The following is a 17,810-nucleotide window of genomic DNA, read 5'->3' on the forward strand; positions in this document are numbered from 1 at the left end:
GGGATGGCAACCGCGCAACGATCATTTGGCGTGATAGCCCACCGCGCTGTTGGGATGCGCCACCGTCTTGAGCAGGCTGAACATGTATTCCGCCACCGAGCGAAAGCAGAAAACCTGCGCGGTGCCCGGATCGGTCAGCCAGACGCCAGCTGCGGCCTGCGCGAAACGGGTGCGGCGCAATTCGCCGACCGGCAGCGCCTCTGTCGAGGCGTCGATGGGCGCAACCTTGGCCAGCACGTCGCGCAGCTGCGAACCGCGCAGGCGAAACAGCGCGCGGGCGTCCGACACGTTGACCGCCATCATGTGCTGCCCCGCCAGCGCCTTTTCCAGCCGCGACACCGCCTGCCCGGCCTGCCGGTACGGCGTCAGGATCAGCAGTTCATCCGGCGACATCCACAGCAAACCGCTGTCGCCCAACGTGTTCGCGCCGCGCTGCCCCGGCATCGCAACACCGGTCAGATCGGTCACCGCAGCCTGCAGATCGGGTGAGGACAGGTCACCGCGCAGGGTCACCATGCCCTGCGGGCCGATCTCCTGAATGTCGATCAACCCTTCGAAATGGGCGCCGCCAAGCGGCTGAACCGGTTCAGACATTCTGCTTTTCTCCTTCCGGATCAAAGAACACGGGGCTGACGATCCGCGCGGTCATCGTGGTTTCGCCGTCTTCCATCACAAAGGTGATCTCTTCGCCCATGCGGTCCGGCCCGTGTTTCACAAGCCCCATGGCGATCCCCTTGCCCAACGTGGGCGAGTGGTAGGACGAGGTCACGCGCCCCTGCGTGTTGCCCTGACCGTTGGAGTTGCTGCCCGGCGCCACCGCATAGGCGCCATCGGGCAACACGCCGCCATCGACGGTTTCCAGCCCGACAAGCTGCCAGCGATCCGGGTCCGTCATGTAGCTGCGCTGTTGCGCACGCTTGCCCAGATAGTCCTCTTTCTTTTTCGAAATCGCCCAGTTCAGGCCAAGGTCCTGCGGGATGATCGTACCGTCGGTTTCATCGCCGATCATGATAAAGCCCTTCTCGGCCCGCATGATGTGCAGCGCCTCGGTGCCGTAGGGCGTGGCGTTCCATTCCCTGCCGGCCTCCAGCAACCGGTCCCAAAAAGCGCGGCCCAGATGCGCGGGCACTGCGATCTCATAGCTGAGTTCACCAGAGAAGGAGATGCGATAGGCGCGCACCGGGAACCCGCCCAGCGTGCCGTCCTTCCATTCCATGAAAGCCAGCGCCTCTTTCGAAACATCCATGCCGCCGAGTTTTTCCAGCAGGTTCCGGGCGTTGGGGCCGACAACGGCGATCTGCGCGTATTGCTCGGTCACGTTGGCAGTGAAGACTTTCCAGTCCCACCATTCGGTCTGCAGCCATTCCTCCATGTGGGCGTGAATGCGATCCGCCCCGCCGGTGGTGGTGTGGCAGAGGAAAGTCTCCTCATCGATGCGCGCCACGACCCCGTCGTCGGTGAGGAACCCGTTTTCCGTGCACATCAGGCCATAACGGCATTTGCCGACCTTCAGCGTGCTCATCATGTTGGTATAGAGCATGTCGAGGAATTTGCCCGCATCCGGTCCCTTGACGATGATCTTGCCGAGGGTCGAGGCATCCAGCAGGCCAAGGCTGTTTCGCGTCGCCAGCACCTCACGGGTGACGGCGTCATGCACGCTTTCACCGTCCTGACGATAGCAATAGGGCCGCCGCCACGCGCCGACCGGCTCCCAATGGGCACCGTTGTCCTCATGCCATTGGTGGATGGGCGTCTTGCGCAGCGGTTGGAACACTTCGCCACGCGCCTCGCCGCCGATGGCGCCCATGCTGATGGGGGTGTAGGGCGGACGGAAGGTGGTGGTGCCGACCTGCGGGATATTCTCACCCAGGCTGTCAGCAAGTGTCGCCAGACCGTTGATATTGCTCAGCTTCCCCTGATCCGTCGCCATGCCCAGCGTGGTATAGCGCTTGGTATGCTCGACGGACTCGTAGCCCTCGCGCGCGGCCAGTTGCACATCGGAGACCTTGACGTCGTTCTGGAAGTCCAGCCAGGACTTCATGCGCAGGTCGTCCCAGGCCTTCGACGGCATCAGCCAGACCGGCTGGATTGGCGTTTCGACCTCTTCGGCCACCTTTGGCGCGGCAAAGCGGCGGGGGTTTCCGCCCGTGGCCTTGGAGGCGGATTTTGCCCCCTTGTCAGAATCTTCCAGCGCGTCCTTCAGGTGCAAATGCCCATTGGCGGACCCGACGCAGGTAACAAAAGCCGCGCCGTCTGCTCCGGTCGGTGGGCGCGCCGTATCGGGGCGGAAGAACGCCTGTTCCTCATCCCATGTCAGCTTGCCGCCGCAATGCGACCACAGATGCACCACCGGGGACCAACCGCCCGACATGGCGACCGCATCGCATTTGATCTCTTCCAGCATCGCGCCGCCACCGGCCATCGAGCATAGATGCACGCCGGTCACGCGCTTGCCGCCCTTGACCTTGGCGATGGCCTTGCCGGTTTCGACGCGGATCCCCAGCGCCTTGGCCTCTTTCATCAGGGCACCGCCGCCGAATTCGCGTGCGTCGATGACCACCGGCACCTGCAACCCGGCCTTCTTCAACGCGATGGCTGTGCGATAGGCGTCGTCGTTGTTGGTCACGACCACGGTCTTTTCGCCCACGGCGACACCGTAATTCACAAGGTAATCGCGCAGGGCCGAGGCCAGCATGACGCCGGGAATATCGTTTCCGGCGAAATTGAGCGGGCGTTCGATGGCGCCAGTCGCCGTGATCACCTGTTTTGCACGAATGCGCCACAGGCGGTGGCGCGGGCCGCGATCCCAAGGCATGTGATCGCGCAGACGCTCATAGCCCAGCACATAGCCATGGTCATAGACCCCTGCCCCCATCGTCCGATCACGGATGGTGACATTTTCCATCTTCTCAAGGGCTTGAAGCGTTGCCTTCACCCAATCTTCGGGGGACATGCCGTCGATCTCACCGCCATCGACCGGCGCGCGCCCGCCCCAAAAAGCGTTCTGTTCGATCAACAACACCTTGGCCCCGGACTCGCCCGCCGCCTTGGCCGCCTGCAGGCCCGCGACGCCGCCGCCGATCACCAGAACGTCCACATGGGCATAGAAATGCTCATAGGTGTCGGGATCGCGGTTTTCCGGGTCCGGAGCCTTTCCAAGACCTGCTGACTGGCGAATGAAGGGTTCGTAAATGTGCTTCCAGAACGGGCGCGGATGGATGAAGGTCTTGTAATAGAACCCCGCCGTCAGAAACCGACCGAAGAACCCGTTCAGCGCGCCCACATCATAGTCCAGCGAGGGCCAATGGTTCTGCGACGTGGCGCTGAGACCGTGAAACAGTTCCGTCGTGGTGGCGCGCTGGTTCGGTTCGTGCCGGTTGTCTTCACCGAGGTTCACCAGCGCGTTCGGCTCTTCGGCGCCTGAGGCGACGACGCCACGCGGGCGGTGATACTTGAAGCTGCGGCCCACCAGCATCTGGTCATTGGCCAGCAACGCCGAGGCGAGCGTATCGCCCTCATGCCCCTTCATCCGCTTGCCGTTGAAGGCGAATGCAACATCCGAGGTGCGGTCGACCAGACGGCCGAGGGTGGCGATACGGGTGCTCATGTGTCAGGCCTCCATGCCCTTGGGACGGCAGGAAAATTGCGTATTTTCAAAGAGAAGAAACATCAGGCGAAATCTCTCCACCGCCAGCCGGGGCGCTTGGCCGAGATCTGGTCCAGAAGGTCCTGCGGCGGTGCGGTGACCTGCGCCGGATAGGTGCCGAAAACCTCGTTGCTCATGGTGCAGCGCGCGGCGTGGAACCACTTGCCGCAGCCGTTGACATGGCGCCAGCGTTCGAAATGCACACCCTTGGGGTTTTCACGCAAGAAGAGGTAGCCCTCAAAGCTGTCGTCGTCCGAACCGGGGCCGAAGCGTTTCAGGTGCGCCTCTCCGCCTGCGTGCAATTCGGTTTCGTCGGCCATGACGCCGCAATAGGGGCATTCAAGGATCAGCACGGCGTCCGCTCCTTTGTTGTGGTGGAATGAATGGGAAACTCAGACAGCAAGATCGCCGAACCCCCAGATGAGTGTGCCGAAACACAGGATGAAGATTTCGGCGGTAATCAGTCGCCCGACCCGTTCGATGCGCGAGGCACGGAAGTCCGCAAGGTTCGTCGCCAGGCGGCTGAACGCATCTTCTGTCGACTGCCGTTCGCCGGATTTCACCGCGTCGAGATAGGCCGCTTCGATCTTGTCGACGCGGGTTTCGTGACGCGCAATGGACTTTTCCAGACTGTAGATCTCGCGCCCGGCCAGCAAGGCACCGAAAATCACGATCAATGCACCGGATCGCGCGAAGGCATTGCCGCCCACCACACGGTCCGCCCAATAGCCGACAGCGGCGATCGCGCCAGCGCCGGCGTACAGCAGATATTCGCGCCCGATCTTCACAAGCGGTCCCCGGTCATCAGCCGGGGGTGTCCGGCCGCAACGTCGGCAAAGTCAAAGGGGCCGGGACGCAGACACGCCCCGACCCCTGTCCTGCAGTGGATCTTGTCGGTCAGGTCATTTGTCGCCGCCGCCCGAGACCTCGGCTGCGGGCGCGCCGCCGCCATCGCCCTGAACAGTGATGTTGAGGTCCGCACCGCCATCTCCCGTGGCGACGGGCACGCCGCCCGCGAAGATGACGTAGCCGAGCACGGCGACAACAACGACGAGCACGCCGACAATGAATGCCAGCCCGCCGTTGCCACCCCGGTCGCGGGTCGTGGTTGTGGTCGTGGTATTGTTATGCGTGGCGTCCGACATGGCATAGCCTCCTTGGATGTCATCTCATTAATTCGATCTGACATCACAACGGCTTGACCCGTGCTCCGGTTCCCTATCCGGACAGCCTCCCGCCTGTTTATCCACTGGCGGATCATCATCAGTGCGCTACCCCCGCAGCCACGCTCTCGTCGATGAACCGACCTTCGCGGAACCGCCACATGCTGAACTCCTCGGTCAGGGGCGACTGCCCCCGCGCCATCAGTTCGGCAAAGCCCCAGCCCGATCCCGGGATCGCCTTGAAGCCACCCGTGCCCCAGCCGCAGTTGATGAAACAGCCCTCAAGCGGGGTTTTCGACAGGATGGGAGAGCGGTCGCCCGTCACGTCCACGATCCCGCCCCATTGGCGCAGCATCTTCAGGCGCGAGACCATCGGGAAGGTTTCGATCAGCGCGCGCACGGTTTCCTCGATATGGTGGAAGCTGCCGCGCTGGGTATAGCCGTTGTGCCCGTCGGTGCCGCCGCCGATGACCATCTCGCCCTTGTCGGACTGGCTCATGTAGCCGTGCACGGTATTGGCCATGACGACGCAATCCATGACCGGTTTGATCGGCTCCGACACCAATGCCTGCAGCGGGACGGATTCGATCGGCAGGCGGAATCCGGCCTTGGCCGCCAGATCGCCGGAGTGGCCGGCCACGACCATGCCCAGTTTCTCGCAGCCGATGTCGCCCTTGGTGGTGCGGACGCCGGTGACACGCCCGGCCTCCTGCATCACGCCGGTGACCTCACATTGCTGGATGATATCCATGCCCATGGCCGAACAGGCCCGCGCATAGCCCCATGCCACGGCATCATGCCGCGCGGTCCCGGCGCGTTCCTGCCATAGCGCACCCAGAACGGGATAGCGCGGACCGTCAAGGTTGATGATCGGCACGATCTCCTTGACCTCTTTGGGAGAGATGAACCGTGTCTCGACCCCCTGCAGCGCGTTGGCATGGGCAGTGCGGCGGTATCCACGCACCTCATGTTCGGTCTGGGCCAGCATCATGACGCCGCGCGGGCTGAACATGACGTTGTAGTTCAGATCCTGACTCATGGTCTCGTACAGGCTGCGCGCCTTTTCGTAGATCGCAGCCGAGGAATCCTGCAGGTAGTTCGAGCGGATGATCGTCGTGTTCCGCCCCGTGTTGCCGCCGCCCAGCCAGCCTTTTTCGATCACCGCGACATTGGTGATGCCAAAGTTCTTGCCAAGGTAATAGGCTGTGGCAAGGCCGTGCCCACCCGCCCCCACGATCACCACGTCATAGCGGGCCTTGGGCTGGGCCTTGCGCCAGGCGCGTTCCCAGTTCTTGTGACCGTTGAAGGCTTCTCTGGCGATGGCAAAGGCGGAGTAACGTTTCATGGGCTCGAATCCGACGCAATCGTTTCGGGTGTTAATGGACCCAAACGGCATTTGACCACAGTGTGCAACCGTCACAATACCGTGCAGTTGCGACATGGCGCGGCATCGCGTCCTTTTGCCCTTTTTTCCAACCGTCTCGCGGCTTAGATCAGGACGCAGGAGAGGGAGTGGCATGACGACATTCTGGATCGTGACGGGCGCAGTGGCGCTGATACTGACAGCGGCGCTGGTGCTGGCCCTGTTGCGCGGGCGGCGCGCGACCGGCCCGGCCGAGGCTTATGACCTGCAGGTCTATCGCGACCAGTTGCAAGAGATCGAGGCCGATGCCGCGCGCGGCAAGATCGCCACCGAAGAGGCAGAGCGCCTGCGGGTCGAGATTTCGCGCCGCCTGCTGGCTGCGGACGCCAAGGTCCGCGAGACCGGCGACAGCAGCGGTCAGCCGCCCGCCTTGGGCTACGGCGTCGCCGCAGTCATCGCGCTGCTCGTGATAGGCGGCGCCTTCGCCACCTACCGCGCGATCGGCGCCCCCGGCTTTGGCGACCTTCCGTTGCAGGCTCGTCTGGATCGGGCCGAAACCGCGCTCAAGGCCCGGCCAAGCCAGGCCGAGATTGAGGCGCAGGTGCCCGCACAACCCGCACCTGGGGCCTCTGAGGAATACCTGGCACTGGTGCAGCGTCTGCGCGGTGCGGTGGCCGAACGCCCCTTGGACCTCCAGGGGCACGTGCTGCTGGCCCGCTCCGAGGCCGCGCTCGGGAATTACAAGGCCGCCTACCTGGCGCAGGCGCAGATCATCAAGATCAAGGGCGCACAGGCGACCCCGAAGGATTTCACCGATCTGGCGGACATGATGGTGCTGGCGGCGGGCGGCTATGTTTCCCCCGAGGCGCAGAAGGTTCTGGAACAGGCCCTGTCGCGTGATCCCGACAATGGCGTCGCGCGTTATTACGGCGGGCTGATGATGGCGCAGATTGGCCGCCCGGACGTCGCCTTCGGCATGTGGAACAAGCTGCTGCGCGAAAGCCGCCCCGATGACCCCTGGGTCGCCCCGATCCGTGACCAGATCGAGGATCTGGCCTGGCTGGCCGGTGCGCGCAATTTCGAGATGCCGAAACTCGGTGACACGACACGCGGTCCCGGTCCGTCAGAGGCGGACATCGCCGCCGCCGCGGACCTAACCCCCGAAGAGCGGCAGGCCATGATCGATGGCATGATCGACCGGCTCTCCTCGCGGCTGGCCGAACAGGGCGGCCCGCCCGAAGACTGGGCCCGCCTGATCTTTGTCCTCGGCCAGCGCGGCGATACAGAGCAGGCCGGCGCCATCTATGCCGAGGCGCAGACCGTCTTCGCCGCCAGCCCCGACGCCCTCGACACCCTTCGCGAAGCGGCCGAACAGGCCGGCGTGGCGGACTGACCTCATGCTTCCTTGGTTTCGAAAAACCTTGGGGGTGACTGTGCAGCACGCGCAGAGGGGGCAACGCCCCCTGCCCCGAGGCACTGGCCGCAGGCCGGGGCCGAGACAACCTGCGCGCCGCACGGCGCTCAATCGGATCGCGCGGTGGCAGACATGATACATGACAGCGTCGAAGACTTCGCCGCCGCGCTGACACCGATGCAGGCGCTTGCCGGGCTGGACCTTGGCACCCGCACCATCGGTGTGGCCGTCAGCGACAGCCTGCGCTCGGTCGCCTCGCCGCTGGAAACCATCAAGCGCAAGAAATTCGGCGTCGATGCCGCCCGGCTGAAAGAGATCCTAGAGGCGCGCCGCATCGGCGGTCTGATCCTCGGTCTGCCGCGCAACATGGATGGCAGCGAAGGCCCCCGCTGCCAGTCGACCCGCGCTTTCGCACGCAACTTTTCCGCGCTATGGGAGGGGCCGATAACCTTTTGGGATGAAAGACTCTCCACGGTTGCGGCAGAAAAGGCACTTCTTGAGGCGGATACGACCCGAAAACGTCGCGCAGAGGTCATCGATCATGTGGCCGCTGCCTATATCCTCCAAGGTGCGCTGGACCGGATGCGGCATTTGCCCGGGCCTTCCGGTGACGACAGCGAGGTGGAGTAGCGGGTATGAAGGACGAGGTCTGGGTGCGGGACGAAATCGAAAGCCCCTGCGTGAAGATCTGTGTGATTCACCCGCAGGAACGCCTGTGCACGGGCTGCCTGCGCTCGGCGCGCGAAATCTCTTTGTGGTCGAACATGTCGCCCGAGGAACGGCGCGAGGTGATGGATGAATTGCCGGATCGCGCGGGCCGCTTGCGCAAGCGGCGCGGCGGGCGCGAGGCCCGCCTCAAAAGACGCTGACCCGGTCTCAGGTCAGCGCTTCGGACTGAACCACCACATCCGTGATCGCCACCGGGCCGCCTGCCCCCACTTCCTCGATCAGGAACCCGTTGATGCGCAATTCGACCGTGGTCGGATAGGCCGCCCCCGGCGGATTGTCGACAATCGTGACCTCTGACACCGCAAGATCGCTTTCGGAGACGTCGAACACGATCAGGTCCTCTCCGGATACGAAATCCACGAAGACGGGATTGTATTCAGAGGCCAGCGCATCAAGCGTATCCTCACCCTCGCCGCCATAGACCGTCGTTCCTGCCAACAGGTCGTTCCCGGCGTCACCATGCACCTCGACATCGCCCAAAGCGTAGATCTCGTCGTTTCCGGACCCGCCGTGCAAGACGCCGCTAAAGCCGGCGACGATGGAATTGAAGCCGGGCGCGCCGATAGTGTCGTTGCCCTCCCCGGCGTCCACATCGACGGAATAATCCCCCGTCGAGAATAATTCGAACCGGTCGTCACCCGCCCCGCCCTCGACCGTCACATTGGCCGAGTCCACATTGAGAAGGTCGTTGCCCTCGCCCAGATCGACGGTGTTCTGATCCGTCAGCGGTGAGGAGAAGAAGGGCCGGTCGATAAAGACAAGGTCGTTGCCCTCCCCAGCGTCGATATCGTCAGAGCCGAAGCCCGAGGTGATGGTATCGTTTCCAAGGCCGCCGGTCAGGGTGTCGTCCCCGCTGCCACCTTCCAGGACGTCGTCGCCGCTGCCGCCGTCCACAACATCGTCGCCAACATCGCCAAAGGCCGTATCGTCGCCCACGCCCCCCGAAAGCGTGTCGTCTCCTTCGCCCCCGATCAGGACGTCATCGCCGTCGCCGCCATCCAGACTGTCATCGCCGACACCACCGTCCAGATCGTCATCATCGAGCCCGCCCACCAGAAGGTCCAGCCCATCGTCGCCGCGCAGGCTGTCCGCGCCCGCGTCGCCGTTCAGAGTGTCGTTGTCTGCGCCGCCAAACGCGAGGTCGTCTCCCTCCCCGCCGTTGACCAAATCCGCGCCGTTGCCTGCGTCCAAGGTGTCGTTGCCCCGATCTCCATTCAGAAGGTCATCACCTGATCGGCCCAGCAGGACGTCATCATTGCCGCCACCGGACAGGCTGTCGTCACCGTCCCCGCCGTCAAGACTGTCTTCGCCAAGACTGCCGTTCAGGCTGTCGTCGCCGGCTTCGCCCAGCAGGGTGTCGTTCCCGGCATTGCCCCGCAGATGGTCGTTCCCGGCGCCCCCCGATACAAGGTCATTCCCCGCCAGCGCCGCGATGAAATCGTCGTCCCCGCCAAGTGTGATCTCGTCATCGCCAGACGTGGGCCCATCGGGGCCCGAGCCCCCGCCAGAGCCGCCTCCATCGTCGTCGCCGTCACCGGAATCGACAAAAACCAAACCCAAAAGCAACAAAGGCAAGAGCGTCAAAAGTGCGATCATTTCAGTCCCCCCAGACCAGTTCGACACACTCAATCGGAAAAATGTCATGAAAAATAGACATTTATCAGTTTATCCACTGTCGGGAAACAAACCCGCCAGAAGTTCAGGATTGTTCGTGAATCTGCCGCTATGCGCCCCTGTCGCGGCAACTCAGGGCTGTAACCACGCCGCGACGCTCCCCTTGATCTGCGGACGGAAATAGGCGGTCATGCGGCCTTCGCCGGGTGCCTTGGCCCCCTCTGCCCACGGCGCAATGCCGTGCAGGGTCAAGCGATGCAACAGCAGCGCCTCCCCCGGCCGCGCGGGCAGCGGCACGCGTTTGCAGGTCTCGAAACACTGGCGGCGTGCCTGCTGATAGGCCTCGGTCACATCGACATTGTGCCAGTTTCGCCTGCGTGTTCCGGACCCCGCCACCGCCTCACGCAGGGCCGCGCGCATGATCGTGTGGCTGCCCTCCCAGACCACCAGCGGACTCGCCCCGGCATCCGCCTCTGTCAGGGGCAGCCCAAGGATCCAGGCGTGCGGTTCGCGGATGAAACGGCGACGTTCGGGGCCAATGGCAAGGATACCGTCCACATGGGCGGCGTCCCGGTTCCGGCGATAGCGAAACCCCGCCTCGCTTTCGCCGTCGCGCGGACGCGGGTAGCCGGGAAAGACCACGGACAATTGCGCCGGGTGCAGCGCGGGCATCGGGGCCAGCGCCTCCGGTGCGATGCCCGCCAACGGCACCCCGTCAAGACTGCCATCCCGGGCGCTGCGCAACGCGTCCACCCCGACAAACCAGGTGCCCTGGCATTGCAGCCATTTGTCCCGCTGGCGCGGATTGTCCAGCACCGCGCGGCCCGCCGTCCGGGCGGCCCGGGCCCATGTCAATGTGCGTACGTCAAAGGAAAATCGGGTCCACCCGTTTTGCGCCAGCGCGTTCAGGGCCACAGCGCCTCGCGCAGCATGTTCACCGCCACCAGCAGGATGAACCCGGCAAAGATGCGGCGCAGCAACAGCGCGGGCAAGGCATGGGCAAGACGCGCGCCCAGCGGCGCGGTGATGAAGGTCATGCAGACCGTGGCCAGAAAGGCCGGACCGTTCACCGCACCCAGGGTCCAGGGCGGTTCGTCAGGTATGTCGACAAACAGGAAGGCCGCGACCGAGGGCAAGGCGATCAACAGGCCAAAGCCCGCCGCCGTCGCCACCGCCCGGTGCATCGGCACCGAATAGAGCGTCATCAGCGGCACACCAAAGCTGCCGCCGCCGATCCCCATCAGCACGGACAGAAACCCCATTGTGGGCGACAGACCCGCTCGCGTGATCCCGCCGGGCATCTGCGGCGCGATCCGCCAGTGCGGACGGCCCAGCAGCAGGTAGAACCCGACGATGAAGGCAAGCACCGAAAAGATCAGCGCCAATGTGTCCGACCGCAGCCGCGCCGCCACCAGAACCCCCACCAGCGCCCCAAGCGCGATCCCCGGAGCCCATGTCCTGAGGATCTCCCAATCCACCGCCCCGCGCTTGTTATGCGCCAGCACCGACCGCGTCGAGGTGACGATGATCGAGGCCAGCGAGGTCGCCAGACAGACCTGCATCAACTGCGTCTCGTCCTGCCCCATGGTGGTAAAGACGTAGTAATAGGCCGGGACAAGGATGATCCCCCCGCCCACTCCGAAAAGCCCTGCCAGCACCCCAGCAAAGGCCGCTGCGGCCAGAAGCACCCCGAGAAGGGGCAAAAGTTCGGCTGTCATCATGTTTTCAGGCTGCCTTTGCGGGTCCGATATGGGCCAGCGCCTCTTCGACCAGTTCCGGCCCGGCGCCCGCGCGGGTGGCCCCGGTCGACAGGATCTGCCGCCAGCGCCGCGCCCCCGGCCGCCCGGCGAAGAGCCCCAGCATGTGACGCGTGACCTGATGCAACCGGCCGCCCGCGCTCAGATGGGATTCGATATAGGGCAACATGGCGCGCGCCACATCTTCGGGTGTCTTGTCTTCGCCCACGCCCCAGACCCGGCGATCCGCCTCTCCAAGAATGTCCCAGGGCTGGTGATAGGCCGCGCGCCCGACCATCACACCGTCGAACCCTGCGTCAAGGAACCCCAGCGCCTGATCAAGGCTGGTGATGCCGCCGTTGATGCTGAGGTGCAGATTGGGAAACAGGCCCCGCATCCGCTGCACCAGATCGTATTGCAGCGGCGGCACCTCGCGGTTTTCCTTGGGGCTGAGGCCCTGCAGCCAAGCCTTGCGGGCGTGTATGGCGATGCGCGAACACTGGATCGCGCCCAGCCGGGACAGGAATTCCGGCAGCACCTCCTCGGGGTCCTGATCGTCGACACCGATGCGGCATTTCACCGTGATTTCCACATCCGTGGCGTCCTGCATGGCGCTGACGCAATCCACCACGGTTTGCGGGTGTTTCATCAGCACCGCGCCAAAGGTGCCCGATTGCACCCGGTCCGAGGGACAGCCGCAGTTCAGGTTGATCTCATCATAGCCTGCCGCCGCTCCCAACCGCGCCGCCTGCGCCAGTTCCGCCGGGTCCGCCCCGCCCAGCTGCAGCGCCACGGGATGCTCCTCGGGCGCATGGTCCAGCAAATGCAGCGCCCCGCCCCGCACCAGAGCGGGCGCAGTCACCATTTCCGTATACAACAGCGCCTGCCCCGAAATCAGCCGGTGCAGATACCGGCAATGCCGGTCGGTCCAGTCCATCATCGGGGCCACGCTCAGGCGGGCGTTGCGGGATACTTGCATCTTTGACATCAAACAGTTGGCAGTCGCGGTTTCGGGCTCCGCGCTGGCATACGCCGCGCTGGTGCCGGAGTCGACCTCTTGAGGCGTATTCTGACACAGATAGGCCAACGCCGGACATGGGCCAAGGCCCCCCGTCCCGCCCGGCCACAGCACGCCCCGTGAACGCAAAAGGAGGCGACATGCCGTCGCCTCCTGCAAGACCTTCGCGGTGGTACCCGCGGCGAAGGTCACTTTTTCAGATTGGTCCAGATCTGGTCATAGACCTCTTGCGTGGCCTGATCGCAGACTTGGATGAACACGCCCTCGCCTGCGGTCGACGGCGGATTGCTTTCCGGCTGCGTGGCCAGCGCGGGATCAAGGAACTCTCCCGCCCCATTCACACCCGGATTGTAGCGGGCATAGTTGGTGACGGCGGCGATGTTCTCGGGATCCAGAAGGAAATCCATAAACTTCAGTGCGTTGTCGCGGTTCGGCGCGTCCTTCAGCAAGACGACGTTGTCCATCCAGACCACGTAGCCCTCTTTCGGAAAGGCGTATTCGATGCTGTCCTTCTCGGCCCGCGCCTTGGCGGCAAAGCCGTCATAGATCTGCCCCACGGCGGCATCGCCCGAAACCAGCACCTCTTTGGCGGTGTCCGAGTTGAAAGAGGCCCAATGCCCCTTGGCTTCCTGCAGCATGGCGTTCAGCGCCTTCAGCTGCTCGCGGTCGGTGGAACACTGCGGAATGCCCAGATGCAGCGCCGCCATGGCCAGAACCTCGCCCTGACTGTCCAGCATGTTGATCTTGCCAGACAGTTCGGCCGGTGGGTTGAACAGGATGTCGGTGGTGCCGATCTCGCCGTCATAGACCGCCCGATCCACCGCGAAGGAGGTCGAGCCCCACTGGTAGGGGATCGAATGCTTGCGGCCCGGATCAAACGACGGATCTGCCCATTCGGCCATGATGCTGCCCTTGTTGGCAAGCTCTCCGTCCTTGATCTCGTCCAGCAGGCCCTCTTGCGCCATGATCTGCACCATGTAGTCGCCCGGCACCGCCACGTCATAGGTGCCGATGGCCCCGGCTTTCAGAGAGGCAAGCAGCGCCTCGTTGCTGTCGTAGGTGTCCATGACAACCTCGACGTCATTTTCTGCGGCGAACTTGTCCAATAGCTCCTGCGGGATGTATTCGAACCAGTGATAGATCACCAGTTTGCCCTCGGCCATCGCGGCCCCGGCGGTCAGCGCCAGCGTGGCGGCCAGTGCGGTTGTCTTCAGCAGTGTTTTCATTGTCTTTCCCCTCTGTTGGTTCGGTTTTTTTGTTTGTTCAGGCCGCCCGGTCCTTGCGGCCCACCAGCCATGACAGCGTGACCATGACCACCGAAACCGCAAGCAGCATCGTGGAAATCGCCATGATATTGGGCTTGATCCCCTGTTTCACCGCCCCAAAAATTGCCGTCGGCAGGGTCTCGACCCCGGCGCCCTTGACGAAGTTCGTGATGATGAAATCATCGAGCGAGATGATGAAGGCCAGCAGAAAGCCGGAGATGATCCCCGGCATCATCAGCGGCAACAGGATGCGGGTAAAGGCCTGCCGCCGGGTGGCATAAAGGTCCATCGCCGCCTGTTCATAGGTCGACTCGATCCCCTGCATCCGCGCGGCAATCGGCATGTAGGCAAAGGGGATGCAAAACGCGACATGGGCTAGCAGGATCGTCAACAGCCCGCGTTCGAATGCAATGGCGTTGAAGAAGATCAGGGTCGCCACGGCGGTCACGATTTCCGGCACCATCAGCGGCAGGGAAATCAGGCCAAAGGACAGCCCGCGCAGACGGAACCGGCCGCCGCGCAGGATCGCCGTGGCCGCCAGCGTGGCGATCATGGTCGCCAAGGTGGCCGCCGTCAGCGCGATGATGAAACTGTTGCGCGCGGCCAGCTTGAACTTGGCGCTTTCCGGGCCGGTAAAGACATCCGCGTACCAGCGCAGCGAAAACCCTTCCCATTGCGTGATCGAGGGCGAGGCATTGAAGCTGTAGACCGCCACCACCACCAAGGGCGCATAGAGCACAATCAGGCACAGCACGGTGACGGCGCGAAAGCCGGGATAGACTCGCAGATCATACTTGCGTCCCGCCATCAGCGCGCCCCGTCCCGGCTGCTTCGGGCAGAAATGATGAGGATGATCAGCACCAGCGTCAGCAGGATCATCGAGGCCGCCGCGCCAAAGGGCCAGTTGCCGGCGTTGCCCTTGAACTGTTCCTCGATCAGCGATCCGATCATGAAATTCTTGGCCCCACCCAAGAGATCCGGCGCAAGGAAAGACCCCAGCGAGGGCACAAAGACAAGGATGCAGCCCGCGATGATCCCCGGACGCACGGCAGGCAGCAGGATGCGCCGCAGCACCACCCAGCGCGTCGCGTACAGATCCGCCGCCGCCTCGGACAAGGTGAAATTGTAGCGTTCCACCGCCGCGTAAATCGGCAGGACCATGAACGGCAGGTAGGAATAGAACAGGCCCAGTTGCACCGCGAGGTTGGTGTTCACGATCGCCAAGGGCTCGGAAATCAACCCGATCCCCATCAGCCCCTCATTCAGCGGGCCCTGGTCACGCAGCAGGAACTTCATCGACACGGTGCGGATCAGCAGATTGACCCAATAGGGTATTGTCACGAGGAAGACCCAAAAAGCGCGCTGCTTTTCAGGCCGCGTAGCGATGAAATAGGCGGTTGGAAAGCCGATCAGCAGGCTGAGGATCGTGGCCGCCCCCGCCTGCCAGATCGAGCGCCAGAAGATGTTGATATAGGTCCACTCGATCGAACAGGGCTCATCCCCGAACAGCCCGCGATTGCAGAAAAACTGGTCATAGGCGCCAAGGCTGAACTCCCAGATCACGCCGCCGCGGAACTCTTTGGTCAGAAAGGAATAGACCAGCATGATCGCCAGCGGCGCCAGCGTCAGCGCGCCCAGTGTCACCCATGCGGGCAACAACAGCCATGTGCGCGCCTCTGCGTAGGTATCCCCTTGCGAAGATCCGCCCGATGCCGCCCCGCCCGCCATCAGTCCACAAGGAGGCGCGCGGCCCCCGGCTCCATGTTGACGAAAACCTCTGTGCCCGGCTCGAACACCCGCGCATTGCCGCGCGTGGAGTTGGAGGCGCGGACGGTAAAGCGCGGCCCGTTTTCGAGGTCGATCAGGGTCGAGGTGTCGGTACCGATATAGATCGTCTCGCGCACCCTGCCCTTCAGGCTTTCGCCCGCTGCCGGTTCCGCCGACAGGAACAGCCGTTCAGGCCGCAGGGACAGGTGTACCTTGGCCCCCGCATCCACCCCCGCGACACCCGCGCAGGTCAGCCGGTGCCCGCCGCCCAGATGGCATTGCGCCTGCCCGGCCTCGACCCGGTCCACCGTCACGTCCAAGAGGTTCGTCTCACCGATGAAATCGGCCACGAAGACGTTGCGCGGGCTTTCATAGATCTCGCGCGCATCGCCCAACTGCTGCAATTCGCCTGACGACATCACGGCGATGCGGTCGGACATGGTCAACGCCTCTTCCTGATCATGGGTGACAAAGATGAAGGTGATCCCGGTCTCCCGTTGCAGGTGCTTCAGCTCGACCTGCATTGCCTTGCGCAGCTTCAGGTCCAGCGCCGACAACGGCTCATCCAGCAACAGCACCTTGGGCTGCGGCGCCAATGCCCGGGCCAGCGCCACCCGCTGCTGCTGTCCACCGGACAGCTGTGATGGCTTGCGCGCCGCGAATTGGCTTAGCTGCACCATCTCCAGCACCTCGCCCGCCCGCCTGCGCGCCTCCGCCTTGGATTTTCCAAGCATTTCAAGGCCAAAGCCCACGTTATCCAAAACGGACATATGCGGAAAAAGCGCGTAATTCTGAAAGACGGTGTTCACCGGACGCTTGTGCGGCGGCAGGCTCTCGATCTCATCCCCGTAGAGAAAAATCGCCCCTTCGGTCACATCCTCGAACCCGGCGATCATCCGCAACAGCGTGGTCTTGCCACAGCCCGAAGGCCCCAGAAGGGTAAAGAACTCATTGTCGCGGATCGACAGCGAGATGGTCTTGAGTGCGGTGAAATCGTCATAGCGTTTCACGGCCCCGCGCACGTCCACGGCGATATTGGGTTCTGACGGCAAGGGCGGTCTCCGCTGTCTTTCAGGTCGGACTATAAAAACCGGTCCCAATCTTCAGAAGAACCGGTTGCCTCAGCAAACGTTAGGCAGAGGCTAATTTGCAGGCAAGATGTGCGGGATTTTTGGGCACTTGGCTTTGGCCCTGCCTAAGCATTCGACGCGCCGCCATCATCCAGCCGCATCAGCGGGCCGTAATGTTCGGGCCTGCGGTCACGGAAGATGCCCCAATAGGCCCGATGCCGCCCCGTGGCCTCCAGGTCAAAGGTATGGGTCAGCACCGTTTCGCTTTCCCGGTCAGCCTCGGCGACCTTGGCCCCGAACTCATCGGCGATGAAAGACGAGCCATAAAATGTCATCTGGGTCCCGTTCCGCCCCTTCTCTGTCCCGATCCGGTTGGAGGCGATCAGCGGCACAAGGTTCGCGCCCGCATGCCCCTGTTGCACCCGCTGCCAATGGCCAGAGGAATCCCAATCCTCGGCCCCGATCTCTGACCCGATGGCCGTGGGGTAGAACAACAGTTCCGCGCCCTTCAAAGCCATCGCCCGGGCGCTTTCGGGAAACCACTGGTCCCAGCAGATGCCGACGCCGATCCGGCCAAAGGCCGTGTCCCAGACGCGAAACCCGGTATCGCCGGGAGAGAAATGGAATTTCTCCTGATAGCCCGCGCCATGCGGGATATGCGTCTTGCGGTACAGGCCCAGCGCCCGCCCATCCGCATCCAGCACAACAACAGAATTGAACCGCGCCTGCCCCGCCAGTTCGTAAAATGAAATCGGCAGCACGACGTTCAGCTCTGTCGCCAGCGCGGCAAAGCGGGCCACGGTCGCATTCCCCTCCAGCGGGCGCGCCCGTTCCAGATCCCCGGCCCATTCGTCCTGACAGAAATACGGGCCTTCGAACAATTCCTGCAGCAGGATGATATTCGCCCCCTGCGCGGCGGCCTGCCGGACCAGCGCCTCGGCCCGGTCAAGGTTCGTGGCCGTATCCGGCGAACAGGCCATCTGCGTGGCGGCGACGGTCACGTTGCGCATTGTCTTTGCCTTTCC

18 protein-coding genes are annotated in these 17,810 nt (G+C 63.7%); 3 read left to right on the top strand and 15 right to left on the bottom strand.

Going from position 1 to position 17,810, the window contains the following annotated elements; translation table 11 throughout:
* Window positions 1–21: 21 nt before the first annotated feature.
* From ACTXGA_RS00350 to ACTXGA_RS00375, 6 genes are all read right to left on the bottom strand, one after another.
* Window positions 22–594, bottom strand: coding sequence for a sarcosine oxidase subunit gamma (locus tag ACTXGA_RS00350; protein WP_443391099.1), 573 nt, complete (start codon window positions 592–594; stop codon window positions 22–24).
* Window positions 587–3,607 carry a sarcosine oxidase subunit alpha family protein gene (locus tag ACTXGA_RS00355; protein ID WP_443391100.1) on the bottom strand — a complete coding sequence of 1,007 codons (3,021 nt, stop codon included), beginning with the start codon at window positions 3,605–3,607 and terminating at the stop codon, window positions 587–589. The genes ACTXGA_RS00350 and ACTXGA_RS00355 overlap by 8 nt, the downstream gene beginning before the upstream one ends.
* Window positions 3,608–3,669: 62 nt before the next feature.
* Window positions 3,670–3,999 (bottom strand): sarcosine oxidase subunit delta, encoded by a 330-nt coding sequence (locus ACTXGA_RS00360; RefSeq protein WP_443391101.1) that lies wholly within the window; start codon window positions 3,997–3,999, stop codon window positions 3,670–3,672.
* Between the two features lie 39 nt (window positions 4,000–4,038).
* Window positions 4,039–4,434, bottom strand: a complete 396-nt coding sequence (locus ACTXGA_RS00365) for a hypothetical protein (protein WP_443391102.1) — start codon at window positions 4,432–4,434, stop codon at window positions 4,039–4,041.
* Between the two features lie 114 nt (window positions 4,435–4,548).
* Window positions 4,549–4,791 (bottom strand): hypothetical protein, encoded by a 243-nt coding sequence (locus tag ACTXGA_RS00370; protein WP_443391103.1) that lies wholly within the window; start codon window positions 4,789–4,791, stop codon window positions 4,549–4,551.
* Window positions 4,792–4,909: 118 nt separating this feature from the next.
* Window positions 4,910–6,154 carry a sarcosine oxidase subunit beta family protein gene (locus ACTXGA_RS00375; RefSeq protein WP_443391105.1) on the bottom strand — a complete coding sequence of 415 codons (1,245 nt, stop codon included), beginning with the start codon at window positions 6,152–6,154 and terminating at the stop codon, window positions 4,910–4,912.
* 172 nt (window positions 6,155–6,326) lie between these two features.
* Between ACTXGA_RS00375 and ccmI the strand changes: the two genes are divergently transcribed.
* The 3 genes from ccmI (at window position 6,327) to ACTXGA_RS00390 (ending at window position 8,455) form a co-directional block, all read left to right on the top strand.
* Entirely contained in the window at window positions 6,327–7,565 is a 1,239-nt protein-coding gene (gene ccmI, locus ACTXGA_RS00380; protein WP_443391106.1) for a c-type cytochrome biogenesis protein CcmI, read from the top strand.
* Between the two features lie 153 nt (window positions 7,566–7,718).
* On the top strand, window positions 7,719–8,216 hold the full coding sequence (gene ruvX / locus ACTXGA_RS00385) for a Holliday junction resolvase RuvX (protein ID WP_443391107.1): 498 nt from the start codon (window positions 7,719–7,721) through the stop codon (window positions 8,214–8,216).
* Between the two features lie 5 nt (window positions 8,217–8,221).
* Window positions 8,222–8,455: a DUF1289 domain-containing protein gene (locus ACTXGA_RS00390; protein WP_443391108.1), complete on the top strand. Its 234-nt coding sequence runs from the start codon at window positions 8,222–8,224 to the stop codon at window positions 8,453–8,455.
* A gap of 7 nt (window positions 8,456–8,462) precedes the next feature.
* Here the strand turns inward: ACTXGA_RS00390 and ACTXGA_RS00395 are convergent, their stop codons facing one another.
* The 9 genes from ACTXGA_RS00395 to aguB form a co-directional block, all read right to left on the bottom strand.
* Window positions 8,463–9,911 carry a calcium-binding protein gene (locus tag ACTXGA_RS00395; RefSeq protein ID WP_443391109.1) on the bottom strand — a complete coding sequence of 483 codons (1,449 nt, stop codon included), beginning with the start codon at window positions 9,909–9,911 and terminating at the stop codon, window positions 8,463–8,465.
* Between the two features lie 150 nt (window positions 9,912–10,061).
* Window positions 10,062–10,784 (bottom strand): phytanoyl-CoA dioxygenase family protein, encoded by a 723-nt coding sequence (locus tag ACTXGA_RS00400; protein WP_443391110.1) that lies wholly within the window; start codon window positions 10,782–10,784, stop codon window positions 10,062–10,064.
* A 50-nt stretch (window positions 10,785–10,834) separates the two neighbouring features.
* Complete coding sequence (locus ACTXGA_RS00405; RefSeq protein ID WP_443391111.1) at window positions 10,835–11,650, bottom strand: sulfite exporter TauE/SafE family protein; 816 nt, start codon at window positions 11,648–11,650, stop codon at window positions 10,835–10,837.
* A gap of 4 nt (window positions 11,651–11,654) precedes the next feature.
* Window positions 11,655–12,644: a tRNA dihydrouridine(20/20a) synthase DusA gene (dusA, locus tag ACTXGA_RS00410; protein WP_443391113.1), complete on the bottom strand. Its 990-nt coding sequence runs from the start codon at window positions 12,642–12,644 to the stop codon at window positions 11,655–11,657.
* Window positions 12,645–12,871: 227 nt separating this feature from the next.
* Window positions 12,872–13,909: an extracellular solute-binding protein gene (locus tag ACTXGA_RS00415; protein ID WP_443391114.1), complete on the bottom strand. Its 1,038-nt coding sequence runs from the start codon at window positions 13,907–13,909 to the stop codon at window positions 12,872–12,874.
* Between the two features lie 37 nt (window positions 13,910–13,946).
* A complete protein-coding gene (locus ACTXGA_RS00420) occupies window positions 13,947–14,756 on the bottom strand; it encodes an ABC transporter permease (protein WP_443391115.1) in 810 nt (269 codons plus the stop codon).
* Window positions 14,756–15,676, bottom strand: a complete 921-nt coding sequence (locus ACTXGA_RS00425; protein ID WP_443391116.1) for an ABC transporter permease — start codon at window positions 15,674–15,676, stop codon at window positions 14,756–14,758. The genes ACTXGA_RS00420 and ACTXGA_RS00425 overlap by 1 nt, the downstream gene beginning before the upstream one ends.
* A complete protein-coding gene (locus ACTXGA_RS00430) occupies window positions 15,676–16,767 on the bottom strand; it encodes an ABC transporter ATP-binding protein (protein WP_443391117.1) in 1,092 nt (363 codons plus the stop codon). Before ACTXGA_RS00430 ends, ACTXGA_RS00425 begins: the two co-directional genes overlap by 1 nt.
* 143 nt (window positions 16,768–16,910) lie before the next feature.
* The gene (aguB, locus tag ACTXGA_RS00435; protein ID WP_443391118.1) at window positions 16,911–17,795 is read right to left on the bottom strand and encodes an N-carbamoylputrescine amidase; all 885 of its coding nucleotides are present in this window, start codon (window positions 17,793–17,795) and stop codon (window positions 16,911–16,913) included.
* Window positions 17,796–17,810 lie beyond the last annotated feature (15 nt).

Origin of the sequence: Antarctobacter jejuensis (assembly GCF_052266595.1) — a bacterium.
GTDB classification, from domain to species: domain Bacteria; phylum Pseudomonadota; class Alphaproteobacteria; order Rhodobacterales; family Rhodobacteraceae; genus Antarctobacter; species Antarctobacter jejuensis.